This window comes from Agriterribacter sp. (genome assembly GCF_035497235.1).
GTDB lineage: Bacteria > Bacteroidota > Bacteroidia > Chitinophagales > Chitinophagaceae > Agriterribacter.
This window is the reverse complement of record NZ_DATJEB010000032.1, coordinates 76,261-95,753: the sequence shown is the minus strand read 5'-3', so window position 1 is coordinate 95,753 and position 19,493 is coordinate 76,261. Positions and strand designations below refer to the sequence as shown.

Annotated in this window: 19 protein-coding genes; 6 read left to right on the top strand and 13 right to left on the bottom strand. The window is 42.9% G+C overall.

The window, feature by feature from the left end; translation table 11 throughout:
• The first annotated feature begins 65 nt into the window (after positions 1 to 65).
• Together VL121_RS09255 and VL121_RS21680 are read left to right on the top strand one after the other, a co-directional pair.
• The gene (locus VL121_RS09255) at positions 66 to 953 is read left to right on the top strand and encodes an AraC family transcriptional regulator (RefSeq protein WP_325404474.1); all 888 of its coding nucleotides are present in this window, start codon (positions 66 to 68) and stop codon (positions 951 to 953) included.
• Between the two features lie 28 nt (positions 954 to 981).
• Entirely contained in the window at positions 982 to 1,245 is a 264-nt protein-coding gene (locus tag VL121_RS21680) for an aldose epimerase family protein (protein WP_414635410.1), read from the top strand.
• 51 nt (positions 1,246 to 1,296) lie between these two features.
• Here VL121_RS21680 and VL121_RS09250 read toward each other — a convergent pair whose 3' ends face one another.
• Genes VL121_RS09250 through VL121_RS09235 form a run of 4 tightly spaced genes read right to left on the bottom strand, consistent with a single transcriptional unit; the run spans position 1,297 to position 7,006 of the window.
• A complete protein-coding gene (locus VL121_RS09250) occupies positions 1,297 to 4,116 on the bottom strand; it encodes a CHAT domain-containing protein (RefSeq protein WP_325404472.1) in 2,820 nt (939 codons plus the stop codon).
• Complete coding sequence (locus VL121_RS09245; RefSeq protein ID WP_325404470.1) at positions 4,113 to 5,603, bottom strand: S8 family peptidase; 1,491 nt, start codon at positions 5,601 to 5,603, stop codon at positions 4,113 to 4,115. Before VL121_RS09245 ends, VL121_RS09250 begins: the two co-directional genes overlap by 4 nt.
• A gap of 50 nt (positions 5,604 to 5,653) precedes the next feature.
• On the bottom strand, positions 5,654 to 6,427 hold the full coding sequence (locus VL121_RS09240; RefSeq protein ID WP_325404468.1) for a tetratricopeptide repeat protein: 774 nt from the start codon (positions 6,425 to 6,427) through the stop codon (positions 5,654 to 5,656).
• Between the two features lie 3 nt (positions 6,428 to 6,430).
• Positions 6,431 to 7,006: an RNA polymerase sigma factor gene (locus tag VL121_RS09235; RefSeq protein ID WP_325404466.1), complete on the bottom strand. Its 576-nt coding sequence runs from the start codon at positions 7,004 to 7,006 to the stop codon at positions 6,431 to 6,433.
• Between the two features lie 105 nt (positions 7,007 to 7,111).
• On the opposite strand from VL121_RS09235, the gene VL121_RS09230 reads away from it, so the two are divergent.
• Positions 7,112 to 7,681 (top strand): hypothetical protein, encoded by a 570-nt coding sequence (locus VL121_RS09230; protein ID WP_325404464.1) that lies wholly within the window; start codon positions 7,112 to 7,114, stop codon positions 7,679 to 7,681.
• Positions 7,682 to 7,885: 204 nt separating this feature from the next.
• Here the strand turns inward: VL121_RS09230 and VL121_RS09225 are convergent, their stop codons facing one another.
• From VL121_RS09225 to VL121_RS09205, 5 genes are all read right to left on the bottom strand, one after another.
• The gene (locus VL121_RS09225; RefSeq protein WP_325404462.1) at positions 7,886 to 8,497 is read right to left on the bottom strand and encodes a fumarylacetoacetate hydrolase family protein; all 612 of its coding nucleotides are present in this window, start codon (positions 8,495 to 8,497) and stop codon (positions 7,886 to 7,888) included.
• A 195-nt stretch (positions 8,498 to 8,692) separates the two neighbouring features.
• A complete protein-coding gene (gene pth, locus VL121_RS09220; protein WP_325404459.1) occupies positions 8,693 to 9,274 on the bottom strand; it encodes an aminoacyl-tRNA hydrolase in 582 nt (193 codons plus the stop codon).
• A 71-nt stretch (positions 9,275 to 9,345) separates the two neighbouring features.
• Positions 9,346 to 9,990, bottom strand: coding sequence for a 50S ribosomal protein L25 (locus tag VL121_RS09215; RefSeq protein WP_325404457.1), 645 nt, complete (start codon positions 9,988 to 9,990; stop codon positions 9,346 to 9,348).
• A 23-nt stretch (positions 9,991 to 10,013) separates the two neighbouring features.
• Positions 10,014 to 10,964, bottom strand: coding sequence for a ribose-phosphate pyrophosphokinase (locus VL121_RS09210; protein ID WP_325404455.1), 951 nt, complete (start codon positions 10,962 to 10,964; stop codon positions 10,014 to 10,016).
• A gap of 217 nt (positions 10,965 to 11,181) precedes the next feature.
• Positions 11,182 to 11,394, bottom strand: a complete 213-nt coding sequence (locus VL121_RS09205; protein ID WP_325404453.1) for a hypothetical protein — start codon at positions 11,392 to 11,394, stop codon at positions 11,182 to 11,184.
• Between the two features lie 79 nt (positions 11,395 to 11,473).
• On the opposite strand from VL121_RS09205, the gene radC reads away from it, so the two are divergent.
• From radC to VL121_RS09190, 3 genes are all read left to right on the top strand, one after another.
• The gene (gene radC, locus VL121_RS09200; protein ID WP_325404451.1) at positions 11,474 to 12,169 is read left to right on the top strand and encodes a RadC family protein; all 696 of its coding nucleotides are present in this window, start codon (positions 11,474 to 11,476) and stop codon (positions 12,167 to 12,169) included.
• 276 nt (positions 12,170 to 12,445) lie between these two features.
• Positions 12,446 to 13,420 (top strand): DUF6454 family protein, encoded by a 975-nt coding sequence (locus VL121_RS09195; RefSeq protein ID WP_325404449.1) that lies wholly within the window; start codon positions 12,446 to 12,448, stop codon positions 13,418 to 13,420.
• Between the two features lie 82 nt (positions 13,421 to 13,502).
• Positions 13,503 to 14,435 carry an alpha/beta hydrolase gene (locus tag VL121_RS09190; protein ID WP_325404447.1) on the top strand — a complete coding sequence of 311 codons (933 nt, stop codon included), beginning with the start codon at positions 13,503 to 13,505 and terminating at the stop codon, positions 14,433 to 14,435.
• Here VL121_RS09190 and VL121_RS09185 read toward each other — a convergent pair.
• The 4 genes from VL121_RS09185 to rnc all read right to left on the bottom strand — a co-directional run bounded on the left by VL121_RS09185 (position 14,421) and on the right by rnc (position 19,457).
• A complete protein-coding gene (locus VL121_RS09185) occupies positions 14,421 to 15,767 on the bottom strand; it encodes a sensor histidine kinase (protein ID WP_325404445.1) in 1,347 nt (448 codons plus the stop codon). The two genes, VL121_RS09190 and VL121_RS09185, sit on opposite strands and share 15 nt — an antisense overlap.
• Positions 15,768 to 15,867: 100 nt before the next feature.
• Positions 15,868 to 17,226 (bottom strand): sigma-54-dependent transcriptional regulator, encoded by a 1,359-nt coding sequence (locus VL121_RS09180; RefSeq protein ID WP_325404443.1) that lies wholly within the window; start codon positions 17,224 to 17,226, stop codon positions 15,868 to 15,870.
• Positions 17,227 to 17,772: 546 nt separating this feature from the next.
• The gene (locus VL121_RS09175; protein ID WP_325404441.1) at positions 17,773 to 18,654 is read right to left on the bottom strand and encodes a sugar phosphate isomerase/epimerase family protein; all 882 of its coding nucleotides are present in this window, start codon (positions 18,652 to 18,654) and stop codon (positions 17,773 to 17,775) included.
• Positions 18,655 to 18,731: 77 nt separating this feature from the next.
• Positions 18,732 to 19,457, bottom strand: coding sequence for a ribonuclease III (rnc, locus tag VL121_RS09170; protein ID WP_325404656.1), 726 nt, complete (start codon positions 19,455 to 19,457; stop codon positions 18,732 to 18,734).
• Between the last annotated feature and the right edge of the window lie 36 nt (positions 19,458 to 19,493).

Genomic DNA, 19,493 nt, shown 5'->3' with positions numbered 1-19,493 from the left:
TACAAGTTCAATGTAAAAAATTGGGATAATGATGGATTTTTTTACTTTTATCAAAATTTATCTGCATGCCGGCAACAGCTATTAAAAAGAAAGATGGATTCCAGGGACAAAAAGCGGTAGTCATTCCCCGGAAAGTGCTGGCATCCAACTGCACGAATAACGCCATCATAGCGGGACTTTACATAACCGATATCGGCTATTACCCCAAGGCGCGGTTCCACTACCGCGAGCGGCCGCATGGTGCCGAGCAGCACATCCTTATTTACTGTATAGAAGGCAGGGGGAGCGTAACCATAAAAAAGAAACAGTACGATATTGAGCCAGGGAATTTTTTTATTGTTCCAAAACAAACAGAACATTATTACGCCGCAAATGAAAAAGATCCATGGACCATTTACTGGACCCATTTTACAGGCAAAATTTCAGATGCCATTATAGCCCATATGCTTGATCAATTAGACGGACACAAAAGTTTTTTGCACTACAATGAACAACGTACAAAGCTGTTTAATACTATTTATCATCAACTGGAAAGAGGTTACAGCATTGAAAATATACTGTACGCTAATATGTGTTTTTTTCATTTCCTTGGCTCTTTTATGCACGCTGAAAAAATTAATGACGTTAGCGCTATTACTGAAATGGACATCGTGATTGACTTCATGAAAAAGAATATTGATTCTATGTGCACCCTGCACCAGATGGCCGATGAAGTAAATATGTCGCCTTCACACTTTTCCTTTCTTTTTAAAAAAAAGACCGGCTATCCACCCATGGAATATTTCAATCACCTTAAAGTACAGCAGGCCTGCCAGTTCCTGATGTTTACCAACCTGAGGATAAAGGAAATAGCAGCCCGGGTGGGGATAGAAGACCCCTATTACTTTTCCCGCTTTTTTACCAGGCTGATGGGCATGTCGCCTAATACCTACAGGGAAAGGAGGAACCAATAATAACATCATCCTGAGCACTACGCGGTTTGTGGCGGGTGTGGCAGAAAAAGAAAGCAGCCGGTATATGGAAATGTATACGAATCAACCACATCTTCAGTTTTACAATGCATGGTTATTTGATGGGACGGATATTGGTAAAAACGGCCAACCTTATTTTGCCAGCAGCGGTTTTGCCCTGGAAGCCCAGGGTTATCCTGATACAATAAACCATTCAAATTTCCCATCAATTATATTAAATCCCGGTCAAATTTATCAACAGCAAACGATCTATCATTTTTTGGTGAAACAATAATCCTGTTGCTTTGCAAGGATAAAGATTATGAGATGGCTCATTTCTTTTCTATCAACGTTTCTTTCTTTTCCGGATAACAATATAAAATGCACCCGATAACACCGGAACAAAAATAACCAGCCACCAGGGAACACCGGCAGAACCGGAAAGCATAACCGGCTCCGCATTACCCACCAGCACCATGTTGGCCCAAAAACAGGGAAGTAAGTTTTCTTTGCTTCCCTGTTTAATAAAATACAATTTCGCTTTTTGCAGGGCATCATCTTTACGCATACCCTCCGAAAGGTATTCATGAAACTTATCCGACAGTGCATATACAGCTTCCTCATCTGCCTTCCATAAAGTAGCCGCAACCGCAGGTATACCTACCGAAGAAAAGCCCCTTGCCAAACTGTATATTCCCTCTCCCGCCGCGTTTTTACCCACACTGGTCTGGCAGGCGCTGAGCATAATTAACCGGGTGGCCGGACGCGGCAATAATTGTAATTCGGAAAGATGTATTACCGAATCCTGCATATACAATACGGGTTCCGTATTTCCGGTATCGGCAAATGCATGAGAAAACACATTTACTATACTGTAATCTGCCAACTGGTTTATAAAATTATTCCGGCTGGCCCCGGTATGGGTAAATAATTTCGTATGGCTATAGTAAGCCCCGGATTCTGCAAGCGATTGCGCGGAACGTTTGAGTTCGGGTACGCCCAGGTTATCCCGAAAGGATACAGGTGCGAACCCTATAAAATCGCCTTTGGGCTTACGAACCGCAAACCGCTTCATAAGGTAACGGGCCGAATATACATAACTGAACACATAATCATACACCAGGAATTGTGCGCCTTTCTCATCCTTACACAACGCGTCAAAGGGTAATAAAAAATTATCCTGGCAAAGAATTACACGTCCGCCAGGTAATTGAAGCGGTTTAAAAAGGCTTGTGTACAATTGATGAGCAAGAGTGGCAAAAGATGGAAAATGATTGTTTAACCGTTGTTTATCGGAGCACCACTGCAAAAAAGCGTTCATGTCTGCCACATTTATATCTCCCGGCCGAAGTTTTATCATTCTGCTGGCACGGGGTGTAACAACCAGTATATAAGCCGTTGTATCCTGTATAAAATAATGCACGAAATTTTCCCTGTTATTCAGTAACCAGGTTTGCAGCTCTTCCAGTGCGGGTATGTCATCCGCGTATTTGTATTGATAATAGGCGGGATATTTTTGTCCGATGGTTTTAATATAGCCTTCAAATATTTCTTTTGTATGAACCAGCTTCAGTTGCTGACTTGAATAGGCGGGTGATTGCTTATCTAAACGGGTTAGCTTTTGCTGCTCATAAACAATAGCTGCTTTATAGTTTTGTTCCATTGCGCTTTCCTCCGCCGGCAAATGGGCAGAAGCGCCCAGTTCATTCAGCTTATCTCCTAATAATACTGCCCGGCTTTTTTCCATAAAATAAAACGCTTTGGGCATATCCCCGGCCACATAACAGGCTTCAAGCGCGTTGGCAAAAAACGGCCTGGTTTTATTGCGCCAGTATAGCTTGCTTTGTTCACCCAATTGCTCATGCCGCGCCTGCGCGATAGCGGAGTCCATTAAAGCAGCAGTGGAAAGGCAGGCGCTGAGGTATTGCTTATTGCCGTTTGATTTATAAAGATTGAGCAGTAATTCCGTTTTATTATTAAGCATAACAAGCAAAAGATCGGTATTGCCAATAGCAGAAAAACGGCTCAATGACGGGTTTTGTAAAAGGGTAGCCTCGTTCAATTCATATACCTGCAATGCTTTGCGGTAATAATCCCTGGTACCTGCGTATTCCTTTTCCGGGTATAATCTAAAAGCGGTTTCCCCCAGATTAATATAGCCCTTACATAACCTTTCTGCATCTCCTGCTTTTTTAGCATACTCAACCGTTTTTGTATAACAATGCGCTGCCTGCCTGTAGCGCTTTAATTGGCGGAAGTAAAAATTACCGAAATCGGTATAATCATCAGCTAACTGGCGGTATTCTTTTGTTTTGAGACGGAACAGGATCGCTTTATTGAACAACGCGGCGGCCTCGTTATACCGGTGTTGCCGGGCGCAAATCATTGCCTTTATTATAATAGCTGTAGCCCGCTCAAAATCATCATGCAAAACATTCGCATAATATATGGCGGAGTCTGTATCGGAACGGGCATTTTCCATTTGTTCCAAATACATACGGGACTGGGCTCTCCGGTTAAATAACTGCATCGCTATATGGCCGTCATTGGCTTCTCCCGCTTCCGCCAGGCCGGCAATACATTCATCAATACACTGCTGAAAATCGCCATTTCTGAATAAAATATCTGCTCTTAACAGCCGGCATGCTGTTGCCAGGCTGTGATGAAGGTTTCGCTTTTTATTTACAACAATTACGCTATCGTAATAATCTAATGCCTTGCTGTTTATACCAAGTGATTTATAAAAAATGCCTATGTTGTAATAACTGTTTATCACATAATCCGGCGAAGTGTTTTTGGCTCCTGAAGTATTGATGGCTATAGAAAGGAGCATATATTCAACAGCCTCCTTTGTGGCATGTTCGCCATTTTGAAGATAATGCAATGTGGCAATACGGTGCAGCAAACGGGCATATACAGCATCTTTACACAGCCTGCCCTCTTCAAATTCATGTTTCAGCCGGTAAGCCTGCTGCAATTTTTCGCTATTCGTACAGGTGGCGTTTTCTATCGCAACAATTTTACTCCACATATCTTTTCCCGGACTGCATTGCGAAAAACAGGAAACGCTGTCAAAAAAGATGGTGATAAGCGGAAACATCAGCATCCTCAACAATATATGGCCGCCGGTAACCATTTGTTTTATCGCCGTTTTACAAACGGTCATCTCTGTAAAGAAGACAGCGTTTGCGCATTTGCACCAACTGTTTTGTTAATCACCTTTCCTTCTTTCACCTTGCCTGCCAACCCTGGCTGATTATACAAAAAAGCAGGGCTGGACTGGCTTTTAAGGATGCTGAAAATACTATCCTTTACGCTGAACGTAACCGGGGCGGTTAACAGGTTTTTATAGGTATGATACCATGCTGTTAGCTTTCCCGTGGCCACAGGCGCCGCAAACGAAGATCCTGAAACAGGCGGCAGGGCCGCGTTCAGGGGATTGGTAAAATAAAAATGTCCCGCATTATCTGTTCCATCCGCATGTACGCCCGCATCAACCACATTGTTTGAAAAATTCTGCGTGGGGCTTACCTCGTTTTTGTATACCGTGGTTACGGCTATAATATTAGGCAAAACGGGCGCAAGCGATGCGGGATAAAAGTATACACTGTCGAGATTACGTTTCTGCAATGTATCGGCCGGGTTATACTCAGGGTCTTCCATTGCATCGTCTTTATTGCCGGCTGCCGTAACTAATAAAATGTTATGCTTAGTAAGATGTTCTTCGATGAATGCTTTCAATAATACAGGAGAAGTTAATTCCGGTATTGCCTCACCCGAGCTATCGTATTTATGCCTTGATTCATAATAGCCGAAGCTTGCGTTAATAATATCCACCTTCCGGTTTTTGGCATAAGCAAACCCGCAAAGTATACTGTATAAATCGCTTGTTCCATCGGCGGTAAAAATTTTTACAGGTAAAATGGCTACCTTGTTTTTCTGATACCTTTCTACCTCATCCGTTATAAGTTTTGTTACCGTACTGCCATGTTTTCCCGGATTGTCATCTAACCAGTTATTATTGCCCCTGGTAAAATTCCATCCGGCACTTGCCCCGGGTATGCAGGCGCTGTCGGCAGCTTTATATAAAAAGGAAGCGCTAACAAAAGCGGTATCAATCCCCGTATCAAAAACAGCCACCTTTACTTCCGAACCGGAAAATGATGCAACAGGCGATAGCTTTGCTTCCCTGGCTTGGTTGCGCTGATCAGGAAACCTGAGCGGAATATTAGTGCTGAAATAAAGCGGGCCGCTCTCTCCCGTTACCTTTGGTTTACCCTTGCTGCTGGTTCCGCCATTGGCTACCTCGCCCTGCATATATAATTCCACACCTTTTCCTTCTATTAAAAAAAGGGAAGAATCGCAACTACCGCATACAAACCGGACCTTCAATTCGTTTTTTTCTTTTTTTACAATACTATCCTGCAGCCATTTATTAAAATCCTGCCTTGAAGTGCCTGGTTTTAACCATACAATCAATTGCTTGTAAGGATCGGGCTTTTCACCTTCATAAGGAGATTTCACCTGGTAAGTTGTCCAGTCTTTGGGCATTCCGGAACCACAATTACAGCCCGAAATAATAACCATCAGCAGCAAAGCCATAAACCCTGTATAAGTTATTGACCGGGTTGTTTTAGAAACAGCATTCAGCATACAAAATGAAATTAAGATGGAAGGGAAAGATTGTAATTACTAACCTGTTGCTATTTTTTTAACCAGCGCGCCGCTTCTTTGCTACCGTCTGATTTTTCATTAACTACCTGCTGCAGCAATTGTTCCGCCTGTTCTTTATCGCCCTGCAGATCGCGTTGTAATAAAGTTACTGCTTTAAGGAACATACCCGGGTTACTGAATAATTCTTTTTTGGCAGCCAGTTCATCAAAACATGCTAACGCCTTAGTATATGCTTTTGTAACGAGGTAGGTTATCCCCGCATATTTTATAGCATCGCTGTTATCCGGGTGCGCCTTATACACCGCTTCAAACAGTTGTATAGCCTGCGCATACGCCTTTTTATTATACGCCGCTATTCCCTGCTGCAAGCTGTCTTTGGCGCCATCCATAGTAAGGCTGAGATGCAACAGATTTTCCTTCACATAGCGGTCGGCCAACGCGCTGGTGTTGGAACTGCTTTTAAAAAAAAGAGAATAACCTGCCAGCATCAAAACAAATACCGCGGCGGCAGACATTACCGCTCTGTACCATTGTTTACGGCTACTCATCTGGATTACCGGCACCTCAGATTTGAAATAAACTGCATTGAGTTGCTGCAGGGTATTTCTCAGGTCTGCTTCACGACTGCTATATTTTTCAGTATTATGCATTTCGGCATCAATTGTTCTGTATATATGCAGCAGTTCAGACAACTTTGTATCGCTTTCCAGGTTAGCTTCAAAACGTAATTTTTCTTCAGAAGGCATATCGCCGGAAAGATAACTTTCAATTTGCTCCATATTAAAATGCTTGCTTTCATCCATACGTTACCATTTCAATGAATTAAACCTGGGAGATTGTTTTACCAGGGCAATGAGCCTTGCCATACATTCCGATTTCTTTTTTCGGGCATAAGCATAGGTAACATTTAGTTGCCTTGCCACTTCATCCATCGCTATGCCACTCCAGCTCAGGCGGAGTATTTTTTTACAACTCCCGCCCATTTCAGCAAGTTTCTCCGTTAGCAGATTGTTACGCTCCTGTTGTAATACACATTCCTCCGCCAGTTTAAAATTGTCTTCACCTATGTAGTTAAATCCTTCTGTGTCGGTAATTGTTACCTTTTGCGTCTTCCGCTTATTTAAGGTATTGAGCCACTTATTTTTACAAACGAGGTATAAAAAGGCCTCCAAAGGACAGGTGAGGGTAAAATTTCCTGTTTTGGCTTTATTATATATAGAGAGCAGCGCATCCTGGAAAATATCCGCGGCATCGGTTTCGGCGCCGTTATTACGGATAATCATCCATTTAATCTTTTCTGAAAACTTCCGGTAGAGTTCTTCCAGTATCACAACGTCATTCTCCAATAAGGCATTGATATACTTTTGGTCGGGATGTTGCATGAGCAATTATAATGATTAAACGTAATAAAAGTCTTCCGGGAGTAGGGTAACAAATTTAAATAACATGTATATTAACTACATATTAGAACAAAAAAAACAAAATTTATGAAACTGGTAAAAAATTTTCTTTCCCCCATGCTGCTAATTATTGCGTTTTCCTGTCAAAAAGAAGGCCCGGAGGGTCCGCAGGGTTCCCAGGGTGCAAAGGGCGAGAAGGGTGACAAGGGTGATACAGGCATAACGAATGTTATTTATTCGAACTGGTTTACCCCTCCAGCCTATACGGCAACAATGGTTTTTGGATCCAGGAACCTTGACTTTACAAAAGCCGTTCCGGCAATAACCCAGGACATCCTTGATAAAGGCAGCATTATTACCTATGGCAAATTAGCGGGTTACACTACCAGCGTTTGGCCTGCTGCACAGGTAGGTAAACTGCCGGTTGCACTTACTTATATTCAGGGTGGCACGCAAACAGATACATGGTCGGCCTACTACACTCCCGGAAACCTGAGAATCAATTTTGTAAACAATACCAACCTTTACACAACTATTGCTGTTACGCACAGTTTCAGGTATATAATTATTCCCGGGAGCGTAGCCGGCCGCAAAGCATCCGGCATTAACTGGAATAATTACCAGGAAGTGTGTAAGCATTTCAATATCACTCCATAATAATATTAAGCAATTGAATAGTACCAGGCATTGAAAACAGGGGTTCTCACGCACACATTCCGTACTAAAATAGTGAACCGGGTGCACTATCATTAGCTTCGGAAATGATAAAAGCCGCTTAAAACAAATGTTTTAGCGGCTTTTTAATGCAATCTGAAAGCCCCCTTACCAGTGGGGCCAATTGAAAAAAAATATAATTACAGGTTATTTGACAGAGAGTTCAAACAGGCTTTCATCTTCTACAAACCCTTCCAGATCATCGCCCACTACACATTCGCCCACCCCTGCCGGAGTACCCGTAAAAATAACATCACCAATATTAAGGGAAAAATAATTGGAGATATTGGCTACAATACGATCAAAGCTAAAGATCATTTGGCCGGAGTTTCCCTGTTGCACCAGTTCCTTGTTTTTGTATAAACAAAAATTGATGTCATCTTTCTTCAATTCAGGGGTAATATCCATCCATTTGCCTATAACAGCAGAATTGTCCCAGGCTTTGGCCCTTTCCCATGGCAGTCCTTTCGATTTCAACTCGTTCTGGATATCCCGGGCGGTAAAATCAATGCCGATAGATATACCATTATAATATTTACCGGCATGTTTTTCCTGGATGTATTTTCCATTCTTACATACCCTTAGCACCAACTCCGCCTCGGCATGCAATTCATTGGTAAACTCAGGATAATAAAATGGAGCATGTGCCTGCAACAACGCACTCTTGGGTTTCATAAAAATAACAGGCTCTTCCGGTATCTCATTACCCATTTCGTTGGCATGTTCAGCATAGTTACGGCCAATACAGAATATCTTCATATTTCAATAGAGTTCAATAAGGTTTACAATAACAATTAAACGATATGAACATTGCGTTTTTAAGTAGATTAAGAAGTTAATTCAAGGAAGATGGATTGCTGCGGAATGAAAATAGCAAGATGCTAATTTAAGGCAAACAAATTGAAACTTATACACTTGTCAATATTTTTTAGCTAATGTCATTAAAGCAATGCTCTACGCTTCTCCAAATGCAAGGCTATTTACCAGGTTCATTGTCCGGTCAAATCCCATAACAGAAACATTTTCAATTGCTTCAACGCATTTTTCTATTTTTTCCTTCACAATTGCCTGTTCTTCGGGAAACCATTTACCCAGCACATACTCTACCTGCATACCTTTTGGAAAGTTATTGCCTATTCCAAACCTTAATTTGGGGTATTTATCCGTACCTAAAATGTTCTGAATATCAAAAAGGCCGTTATGCCCTGCATGACTACCGCCGGTTCTGAGCCGCAGTTTACTCAGGGGAAGCGCCAGGTCATCTACAATAGTGAGTGTATGGTTAAGCTCAATCTTTTCCTTATCCATCCAGTAGCGAAAAGCCTTTCCGCTTAAGTTCATATAAGTAGAAGGCTTTATGCAGATGAATAGCTTTCCTTTCCATTTTATTTCGGCTACTTCGGCAAGGCGGTCCTGCCTGAATACGCCGCCATGCTTTTGCACAAACGCGTCTGCCACATCGAAACCGATATTATGACGGGTATGCCTGTACTCCGCTCCGGGGTTGCCTAAGCCTATTACTAAAAATTTAGACATAAGAAACAAACAGGTGTAACAAAAAACCCAATCCACAAAAGGATTGGGTATATAAAAGAAAACTATCCTTTTTATTTTTTTGCAGCGGCTGCAGGCGCTTTAGCCGCCGGAGCTTTAGCTGCCGGTGCTTTAGCCGCCCCACCAGCAGGTGCCGCAGATTCTTCCTGTTTCAACTGACGGGTCATTACCACAGATGCAACAGGAATACGCGGTGAATTCAATATTTCATAATGCACAGCTTTAACATCTTCCACCCGCACGTTTTCGTTAATCTCAAGATCAGTTAAATCTACTTCAATATTTTCCTGCAGGTACTGAGGCAGGGTTTTAACCTTTAATGTTTTCATTTTGATTACCAGCTTTCCGCCGGCTTTTACACCTGCGGCTACTCCCGTAAATTTCAGCGGAATGTTGGCAATAACCTTTTTAGATTCGGAAAGTTCTAAAAAATCAGCATGATTCAGCTTGTCGCTCACGGTATCCAGTTGTATATCTTTTAAAATACACCGGTACGACTGCCCGTTAACACTGATGTTCGCTAACTGAAATTCGGATGTGTACACTAACGATTTAAACGCCAGTGCAGGGGCCTGAAAATTTACCTCTTTGCTGCCGCCGTAAATTACACCAGGCACCAAACCCTGAGAGCGGAGCTGCCGGGTGGCTTTCTTTCCGGTTCCGGTCCTCAGTTGTCCTTCGATTGTAACTGTTTTCATTTTTTATTTGAGTTTAATATTTACTATTTATTTCTTAACTGGCTATGTATAAAAAGACTTGTAATACTTTTATTTTCATACGCGTTACGAATGGCTTTTGCGAACAAACCCGCAACGCTCAATATCTTTATTTTTTCCGGATGTTCCCTTAAAGGCAGCGTGTCGCAAACCACCAGTTCCTCCAGCACACTATTTTCAATATTCCTGTATGCATTGCCGCTTAATACCGGGTGCGTGCATAAAGCCCGTATACTGGAGGCCCCTTTTTCAATAAGTAAACCTGCCGCTTTAGCAAGTGTGCCGCCCGTATCGCATATATCGTCAATCAACACTACATTCCTGTTTGTTACATCGCCTATTACCACCATGCTTGATATTTCATTGGCCCGCTTGCGATGCTTGTCGCAAATTACCATTTCGGCATTGAAATAACTGGCTATTTCCCGTATCCTGTTAGCGCTTCCCACATCGGGGGCGGCAAAGGTAAGGTTTTCCAGATTAAGTTTTTCAATGTAAGGGATGAAAATGGCGGAGCTGTCCAGATGATCTACCGGGATGTCAAAGTAGCCCTGTATCTGGGGGGCATGCAAATCCATGGTAATCACCCTGTCGGCTCCGGCAGCCGTTAACAGGTTGGCTACCAGCTTACTGCCAATAGCTACCCGGGGTTTATCCTTCCTGTCCTGCCGGGCATAACCATAATAGGGCAAAACAGCAATAATTTTATCGGCAGATGCCCGGCGTGCCGCGTCAATCATCAGTAACAACTCCATAATATTGTCGGAAGGAGAAAAAGTGCTCTGGATCAAAAACACATAATCACCCCTGATGCTTTCCAGGAAGGTAGGCTGAATTTCGCCATCGCTAAAACGCTGGACGCTTATTTTTCCTAATGGCTGTCCAAACTGTTGTGCAATCTTTTCTGCAAGATAGCGGGAACCTGTACCTGAAAATATTTTCGCCTTCGGTTGCATAAATAAGTGGATATGGGGCGAAGATAAAAAGAAGGTGGAAACTAATGAGCGGGTATTTTTAAAAAGTATTGCAAACTGTTCGAAGCCGCAGGAGTAAAACTGCAATTATTGAACAAGCCCGATACAACATAAAAATACGTTTTGTAACCACCACAGCCTATATAGTTATAACCTCCTGCGTGTTTTTATTGTAAAAGATATTTCCTTTCTTATAGCTCTATTTATTCAATGATACGGCAACCTGCTGGTGAACAGAAGCAACAGGCACTGATTTAACCTCTGTAGCAGCAGCTTTTTTATTGCTCTTAAAAGCCTGGTATATGGAAGAACATACAAATACCGAAAAAATGAGGATAACGAAATACATGCCTATGCAGAATAAAAGGGGTTGCAGGGAGCCAATAACAAGCTGGCGGTTAGACAGTTTCATAAGGGTCAGATTTTAAAGGTTTTTAAAAGGAATTTGGATATATTACAGGATGTAATAACGGTTGAAAAACACAAAAATTATGTTGCCTGCTCAAAAAACATCCATCAAACACTGGTCGGAAGACGACCGGCCACGGGAAAAGCTGCGTAATAAAGGACCTGAAAACTTAAGTAACTCCGAACTGATAGCCATATTATTACATCATGGAACCCGTCAAAAATCTGCCGTTGAACTGGCCAAAGAAATCCTGCAACTGGGCAGTAATAACCTGAGCGAACTGGGCAGGCTCTCCATAAAAGAATTGATGAAGATCAAAGGAATTGGCGAGGCAAAATCCATAACCATTGCGGCGGCGCTGGAGTTGGGCAGGCGCAGGCAGGGCAGCGCCATATTAGACAAACCGGTAATTTCAGACAGTGGCAGCATTGCCAGGTACCTGCACGCCATACTCAAAGACCAGGATAAAGAAATATTTATGGTACTGTTCTTAAACCAGGCCAATAAAATCAATCACATGGAAATCATCAGCCGCGGAGGCATAACCGGCACCGTGGCCGACCCCAGGGTAATTTTAAAAAGAGCCCTGGAAGAAGACGCGGTAAGTATTGTACTTTGCCATAACCATCCCTCCGGCAGCCTTAAACCCAGCCGGGCCGATGAGGTGCTGACCCGGAAAATAAAGGAAGCCGCCCGGTATTTCGATATTAAGGTGGCCGATCATGTAATTGTGAGTGAAGCGGGATTCTTCAGCTTTGCCGATGAGGGATTGTTATAGTGAGGGGTGAGTAGTGAGTGCAGCCTGCAACTTGTAACTTTCTCCTGCCAACAGATCTGCACAGCCGGGCAATGGTGAGGGGGTGATATACAGGGGAATAGTTTACCACCAGGGGTATAACTATCCATAATGGCTTTTCATTACAGACCCCGCTGCAACTTAAAAGGCAATTTTTTTCCATAGTTAACTGATCGAAGACCTTCAAAATATATAAGTTTCAGCTTTGCATAAAAACCTAATCTTTATATTGCCGCTTTGCCTATAAGCCAAATTAATATGAAACAGATCACCCATTATTTTACCTGCCTTGTATTTGTATGCGTTGCAACAGTTGCCACAATATCCGCCCAGCATGCTGATACGGGTAAAGAAGCGCATGACACCTCTCCCGTATTTAAAAAATTACAACAGGTTTCATTAAACAGCCAATGGAAACGAATTTCGGCAACGCCCCTTCTTTTTACTACTTATCATACCCAGGGACTTACCAAAGTAAACGGCTCCTTTTACATAACGGCCGTAAAGGTAAACCGCTGGCCAAAGCCTTATGGCAAAGTCATTAACGGATACGACCGGGATAACGGCGATGGCATGGGTTATTTGTTCCGGTTTGATAGTACCGGAAAGCTGACAGACAGTATTCAAATAGGCGAAGGCGTTATGTATCATCCCGGGGGAATTGATTATGACGGGAAGTATATATGGGTTCCGGTGTGCGAATATCGCCCCAATGGCAGATCCCTTATTTATAGAATTGATCCGGCCAATATGAAAAAAACAAAAATGGCTGCCTGTAATGACGCGCTTGGCGCAGTGGCTTATAACAGGTATAACCATACCCTTGTGGGCATGAACTGGGGCAGCAGAAAGTTCTACGAATGGAAGGTTACGGCGTTAAATAACAGCATCGTGCTGCAGCCTGTTTCGGAACAAGGTGTTAAAAACCCGCATTATTATATAGATTACCAGGATTGCAATTATATTGGCGATGGACTGATGCTTTGTGCCGGTTTAAGAACATACAAAAACCCCAATGGTGGCGCGGTTTTTAAACTGGGTGGAATAGAAGTGATTGACATGCGTAATTATTCATCCGTGTTTCAGTTCCCGGTAAATGAATGGGCTAAGCCCGGAACGGTTATGACCAATAACCCCTGCTTTGCAGAAATCGTAAACGGAAAGCTACGGTTCTATTTTGTACCCGAAGATGACCAGTCCACTTTATATACTTATGAGTTGAAGGAGGAGTAGTAAGCGGTGAGTGGTAAGTTGCAAAACCTGCAATTTGTACCCTGAAACCCAAATTACACTACCTTTCAAAAAATAAAACTTCATGAAACGGTATTTTGCATCACTTTTACTGTTATTTGCGCTTACCCCATACAGTTACGCTCAAAACAAACCCATGGAAGTGCCTTTATACCCCCAAAATAAAGTGCCTGGTAACTTACCCGGACCCAATGATGAAAAATCGGAATCCGGCGGAGGTATTCTTCGCGTTAGCAAAATAAAGATTCCTACTCTTACCGCTTATCTGCCCCCGGCAGATAAAGCCAACGGTACCGCTGTTATCATTTGTCCCGGCGGCGGCTATAGCATAGTGGCTATTGACCATGAAGGTTTTAAGGTAGCCGAAAAATTCAACGAAATGGGCGTGGCGGCATTTGTATTAAAATACCGCATACCCGATACAAAAAACCAGGAAGATCCTTCTATCGCTCCGCTGCAGGATGCCCAGCAGGCCATACTAACGGTAAGAACTAACGCTAAAAAATGGAATATTGACCCGGCAAGGATTGGTATCATGGGCTTTTCAGCCGGCGGGCACCTGGCGTCTACCGCCGGAACGCATTTTGAACGCTCCCTGGTTAACAACCCCGGAAACATTAGTGTACGGCCGGATTTTATGCTCCTCATTTACCCGGTTATCAGCGCCGATATAGCTATTACACACAGCGGATCATTTAAAAACCTGCTGGGCAACAACGCATCAGCCGAACAACTTCTTTTATACTCTAATGAAAAACAGGTTACGACTAAAACACCGCCCGCTTTTTTAGTGCATGCATCAGATGACGGCGGCGTAAGCCCCAACAACAGTATTGTTTTTTACCAGGCGCTGCTGAAAAACAAAATTCCCGCGGAGCTGCATATTTATCAAAATGGCGGACATGGTTTTGGTATGCACAACCCTACTACCAAAGATGAATGGATGGAAAGATGTAAAAACTGGTTAAACGGGAACGGCTGGCTAAAAGCTCAGTAAAAAAGCGGTTCCTTCGCCTTCGGCACTTTGTACCTGCACATTGCCTTTATGCAACATCATAATTTGTTTGCACAGGCTCAGTCCAATGCCGCTGCCGCTTTTTTTAGTGCTGAAAAAGGGAATGAATATTTTATCCAGGATATCAGCCGGTATGCCGCTGCCATTATCCGCAATTTTTACCGTTACTTTTTGATTGGCGGACTTATAGGCACTCAAAACAATATGGGGCTCCGCCTGGTCTTTCACCGCTTCCATAGCATTTACCAGCAAATTGATCATTACCTGCTCCATGAGGTTTACATCGGCTTCAATTTCCAGTTCCGGGTCTTTCAGTATCACATCCATATCAATATTTTTTTGCTGCAGGCTGGGTTGCATTAACCGGAACAGGTTTTCAAACAGGTCGCGCACATATATTCGGGTTAGGTTGAGCGTAGTGATCTTATTCAGGTTGCGGTAGGTTTCCGCAAATTTCAACAGTCCTTCGCTTCTTCTTTTAATAGTAATAATACCCAGCTCCAGGTCTTCTACCGTTCCTTCATTGTCTTCAATATGTTTGGAAGCAAGCTCCAACCGGTTTTTGAGCGTATCGGCCAGTGAAGAAATAGGCGCTACGGAATTCATGATCTCATGCGTCATTACGCTCAGGAGCTTTTGCCAGGCCTTTGCCTCATTTTCATCCAGGGCCTCGTCCACATTCTGAAAGGCAATGAGCTTGTATATTCTGCCGTCTGTTTGAAAAGCGGTTGCCGACAGCAATACTTTTATCATATTCCTGTCTTTCGTTAACTGCACCACCTTGCCTTCCCCCGGCCGCAATGCAATAATTTCCCGGTATAATAACCCGTCTCTTTTCTCAAGCGAATGAATGGTTTTGAGATAAGGAATACCCAGCATTTTTTTGAGCGATTCATTCATCCATCCTGTTTCGCCCGACTGGTGATCGTAAGAAAGGATACCAGTGTCTACCAGCTCCAATATTTTTTGCAGGTACTGGTATTGTGTTTCCCGTTCTTTACTGATCACTTTAAACGTAGTATTGATATCATTGAATCCCCTGCGCAGGGGCTGGAGCTCAAGTGGCGCGTGTTTTACATCAAAATGCCGGGAGAAATCGCGGTAATGCACCGACTCTACAAACTGCGATACCTCGTCATGCGCTTTTTTATGAAAGCGGTAGAAATCAAACAACTCATATACTACTACAGGAATAAGGATAGTAAGATACACGTACCCGCCGGGTCCTTTCATTAAAAGATAAGCCGTAACGCATAATGTTATGAACAACAGCGCCACCCTTATTAATATACGCCATTCGTATTTTTTGAACATACTTGCAGGTATCAGGTTTCAGCATTCAGCTATGAGCTAATAATTATTTACCTTGCATTTCTCACTACTCACTACTCTCACTCTTCTCACTTTACTTCTCCTAAATATCATACTTGCTCAGCCTCCGGTACAAAGCCGTTCTGGTTAACCCCAGCTCTTTTGCCGCTTTGGTAATATTACCATTATGCTTTTCAATAACCCGGAGTATAGCATTCTTTTCAATGGCACTCAGGTTCAGTTCACCAGCCTCCTCAGCGGTAGCGGAAGCAGATTCCATAGGTGAAAAAATAAGATCAGCGGCTGCTAAGTTTTCACCATCACACATAATTACAGCACGCTCTATGGTGTATTGCAACTCACGCACATTACCCGGATAATGATACTGCTTTAATTTTTCGACAGCCGATGCCTGTAATGCCAGGGAAGGCTTTAAATATTTGGACGCGTATAACTGCACGAAATGTTTAGCCAGCAGTATAATATCATCCTGCCGTTTACGCAGTGGCGGAACCGTTATTTCAACGGTGTTGATCCGATATACCAGGTCTTTCCTGAACCTGTTTTCATTTGCCAATTCACTGAGCGGCAAATTAGTAGCGCAAATAAGCCGGATGTCTACAGGTGTTAATTGATTGGAGCCCAAACGGGTTACCTGCCGGTTTTGCAGAACCGACAATAATTTAGCCTGCTGATGAAGCGATATATTACCAATTTCATCTAAAAATAAGGTGCCGCCATTAGCCGATTCAAACCTGCCCGGACGGTCTTCTTTCGCATCGGTAAAAGCACCTTTTTTGTGACCAAACAATTCACTTTCAAATAAGGATTCCGTTAAAGCGCCAACATCTACTTTTATATAGGCCTGCCCCGCCCGCAAAGATTGCTGATGAATGGCCTTTGCTATTAAATCCTTCCCTGTTCCGTTTTCTCCCAGTATTAAAATATTGGCATCGGTAGGCGCAATTTTATTGATCTTAAAAAAAATATTCTGCATTACTTCCGAATTGCCTATTAATTCGGAGCCTATAATGGAGCCAGAAAACGGCGTTGCTTTTTTTATTTGTGCACTGTCTTTTTGTTTCAGCGTTTCTTTTATAGCAGTGATCAATCTTTCATTGTGCCAGGGCTTAACCATAAAATCGGCAGCGCCTTCCTTTAAGGAACGAACAGCGAGGTCAATATCGCCATAGGCGGTAATCATAATTACCGCCGCGTCTGAACCCATCTCTTTTATTTTACGTAACCAGAATAATCCCTCATTACCGGTATTGATAGAACTATTAAAATTCATATCCAGCATGATCAGGTCAAAACTTTGCTTTGTTAAAAGCCAGCGAAGGTTCTCCGGATTTTTTTCAGTAACTACCGATGCGGCCTCTGTTTTTAGCAACAGCCGCACAGCAGTAAGTACATCCTGGTCGTCATCAATAACCAGTATAGCAGCATTTTTTAAATTCATTGTTACTTTTTAAACTCGGGAACTTTGCAATACTAAAGTAAACGAAAAGGAGGTTAAAACATAAATATGGGAAGGGAGAATGTTGAGGGATGAATGGTAAGGAGGGAAAGCCCGAAGGAATACAAAGCATCAAGAAATAAATCACAAGAACCCAACAAAATTCAAATCCGAATACTTAAAATTTGAAATCGGAAGCGAAATCCGGACCTCACCCTCTTTCCCTCTCCCCGCGGCGGCGAGGGACGGTGCTTAATGACAACGCTAAGCGTAGGATATCCCACTTCAACTATTGCATAAAAGTGAACAACGCTATAGCTGGCTGATCAAAACAGGTTCAAAACCTTCCTTTGCGTTCTTTGCTCCTTTGCGTGCTCTGCCTGCCCGTCCGTTCAGGCGGGCGTGAAACCATGAAACAACCCGAATCGAAATCCCAACAGTAAACCAAAAATAGTAAACTACAAATAGCATACGGTCTGACGCTCCTTTAGTCGCGTACCAACCGCTGTGCCTTAGACCTGAACCTAACCTGTAACCTTTACTCCTCCCTCACCAGTACTGGCTGATCTTCTTTCTTAAAAAAGTAACGCTTCTTTCTAACTGCGCCATACCATCCACCCCGTCTTCAATACTTATCCAGCTATCAAAGCCCACCCTTTTTAACTCGGTAAAAATAGCATCGTAATCGTTCAGCCCTTTGCCTATTTCACCATGACTAAGCCTTTTGGCATATCCCTGTGCCCCACCCTCCTCTTTTCTCAAATCCTCAATAGTGCCTTCTTTCAGGTAGCGGTCGCTGGCGTGCATGGTAACTACCCGGTTTGACACGCGTTTCAGGAGTTCAATAGGATCTTCACCGGCCAGGTAAGTATTGCTGGGATCGTAATTAACACCAAAATGGGAGTGATGAATGCTATCTACCAGCTTGCAGAATACATCCATTTTTTGTGCAAATTCGGGGTACTCCCAAAAATCATCTTTATAATGATTTTCCAGGATCAGCGTAATACCGCGTTCTTCCGCATAGGGTAAACAGGCATATATGCAATCTGCCGCAAGCTTAACACCTTCCTCAACAGACAATTCCGGACGGCGCTGACCCGATAGTACGCGGCAATAAGATCCGCCCAGGGTATGGGTCATATCAATCCATTCTTTTTGTTTGGCAATTTCCTTTTCCCGGAACTTCACATCCGGGTGTGTAAAATCGGGGGAACAACACATCATCGGAATCACTTTTCCATGATCTTCCACTTCCTTTCTGAATCGCAGCCAGTTTTTTTTATCTGCCATTTCCAGGAAACCGGCGTACCATTCCAATCCGTCAATATCTAAAGGGGCGGCAAGCCTTATCCATTCAGAAACGGTCATCGTTCCGTCTTTACAAAGTGCCTGCATAAAAGCTTTGGGAAACGCTGCTAACTGGGGCATAGGGAAATTTGAGATTTGAGATTTATGATTTTAAATTTAAACACTCCTGGCTATCAACGGTAAACTATACACTCCCTTTATTCTTCTACCTTCATGAGTCCGAGCTTTTCAACCGCAATCTGGGAAGCAATCTGGCTGGCATCTTTTTTATTATAGGCTTTCCCTTCTGCCAGCAATTCTCCGTCTACTACCGCGCCAACCGTAAATAAACGTCTTCCATTTTCAAAACGTTCTTCTAAGGTTTCAAATTCCAGGTTCTTGCCATTTTTATTGGCCCAGCCATATAATTTGTTTTTATGATTGATTTCTAGCGCTTCCAGGTCTTCTATAAACATATGAGGAATAATGATGCGCTTTAATACCCATTGTTTGGTTTGATTAAATCCTTTATCGGTATAAACAGCACCAACCAGCGCCTCCAGGGTATTACCAAAAATCTGGCTTACTTTTAGCGATCCATCGCTTTTATTATAAATAGTGATTTTTTTAAGTCCCATTTTTACAGCAATCTCATTCAGCGTTTGGCGGTTTACCATTTTGCTGCGCATTTCCGTTAAAAAGCCTTCGCCTTTATAGGGGTATCTTCTAAAAAGATAATCTGCCACAATACCGCTCAAAATGGCATCGCCGAGGTATTCGAGGCGCTCGTTGTTTTCGTCTGCGCTTTCTTTTACAGACCGGTGGCTTAAGGCCGTTTTATAGAGCGAAAGGGTGCCGGGGGCAAAACCCAGCACGTTGCATAGTTGTTTATAAAAGAACCGGTTGGTTTTGTCAATGCCAAGATATTGAATAAAATACTGCACTAATGCCAAGTGAATGAATTTAGGAGTAATGTACCA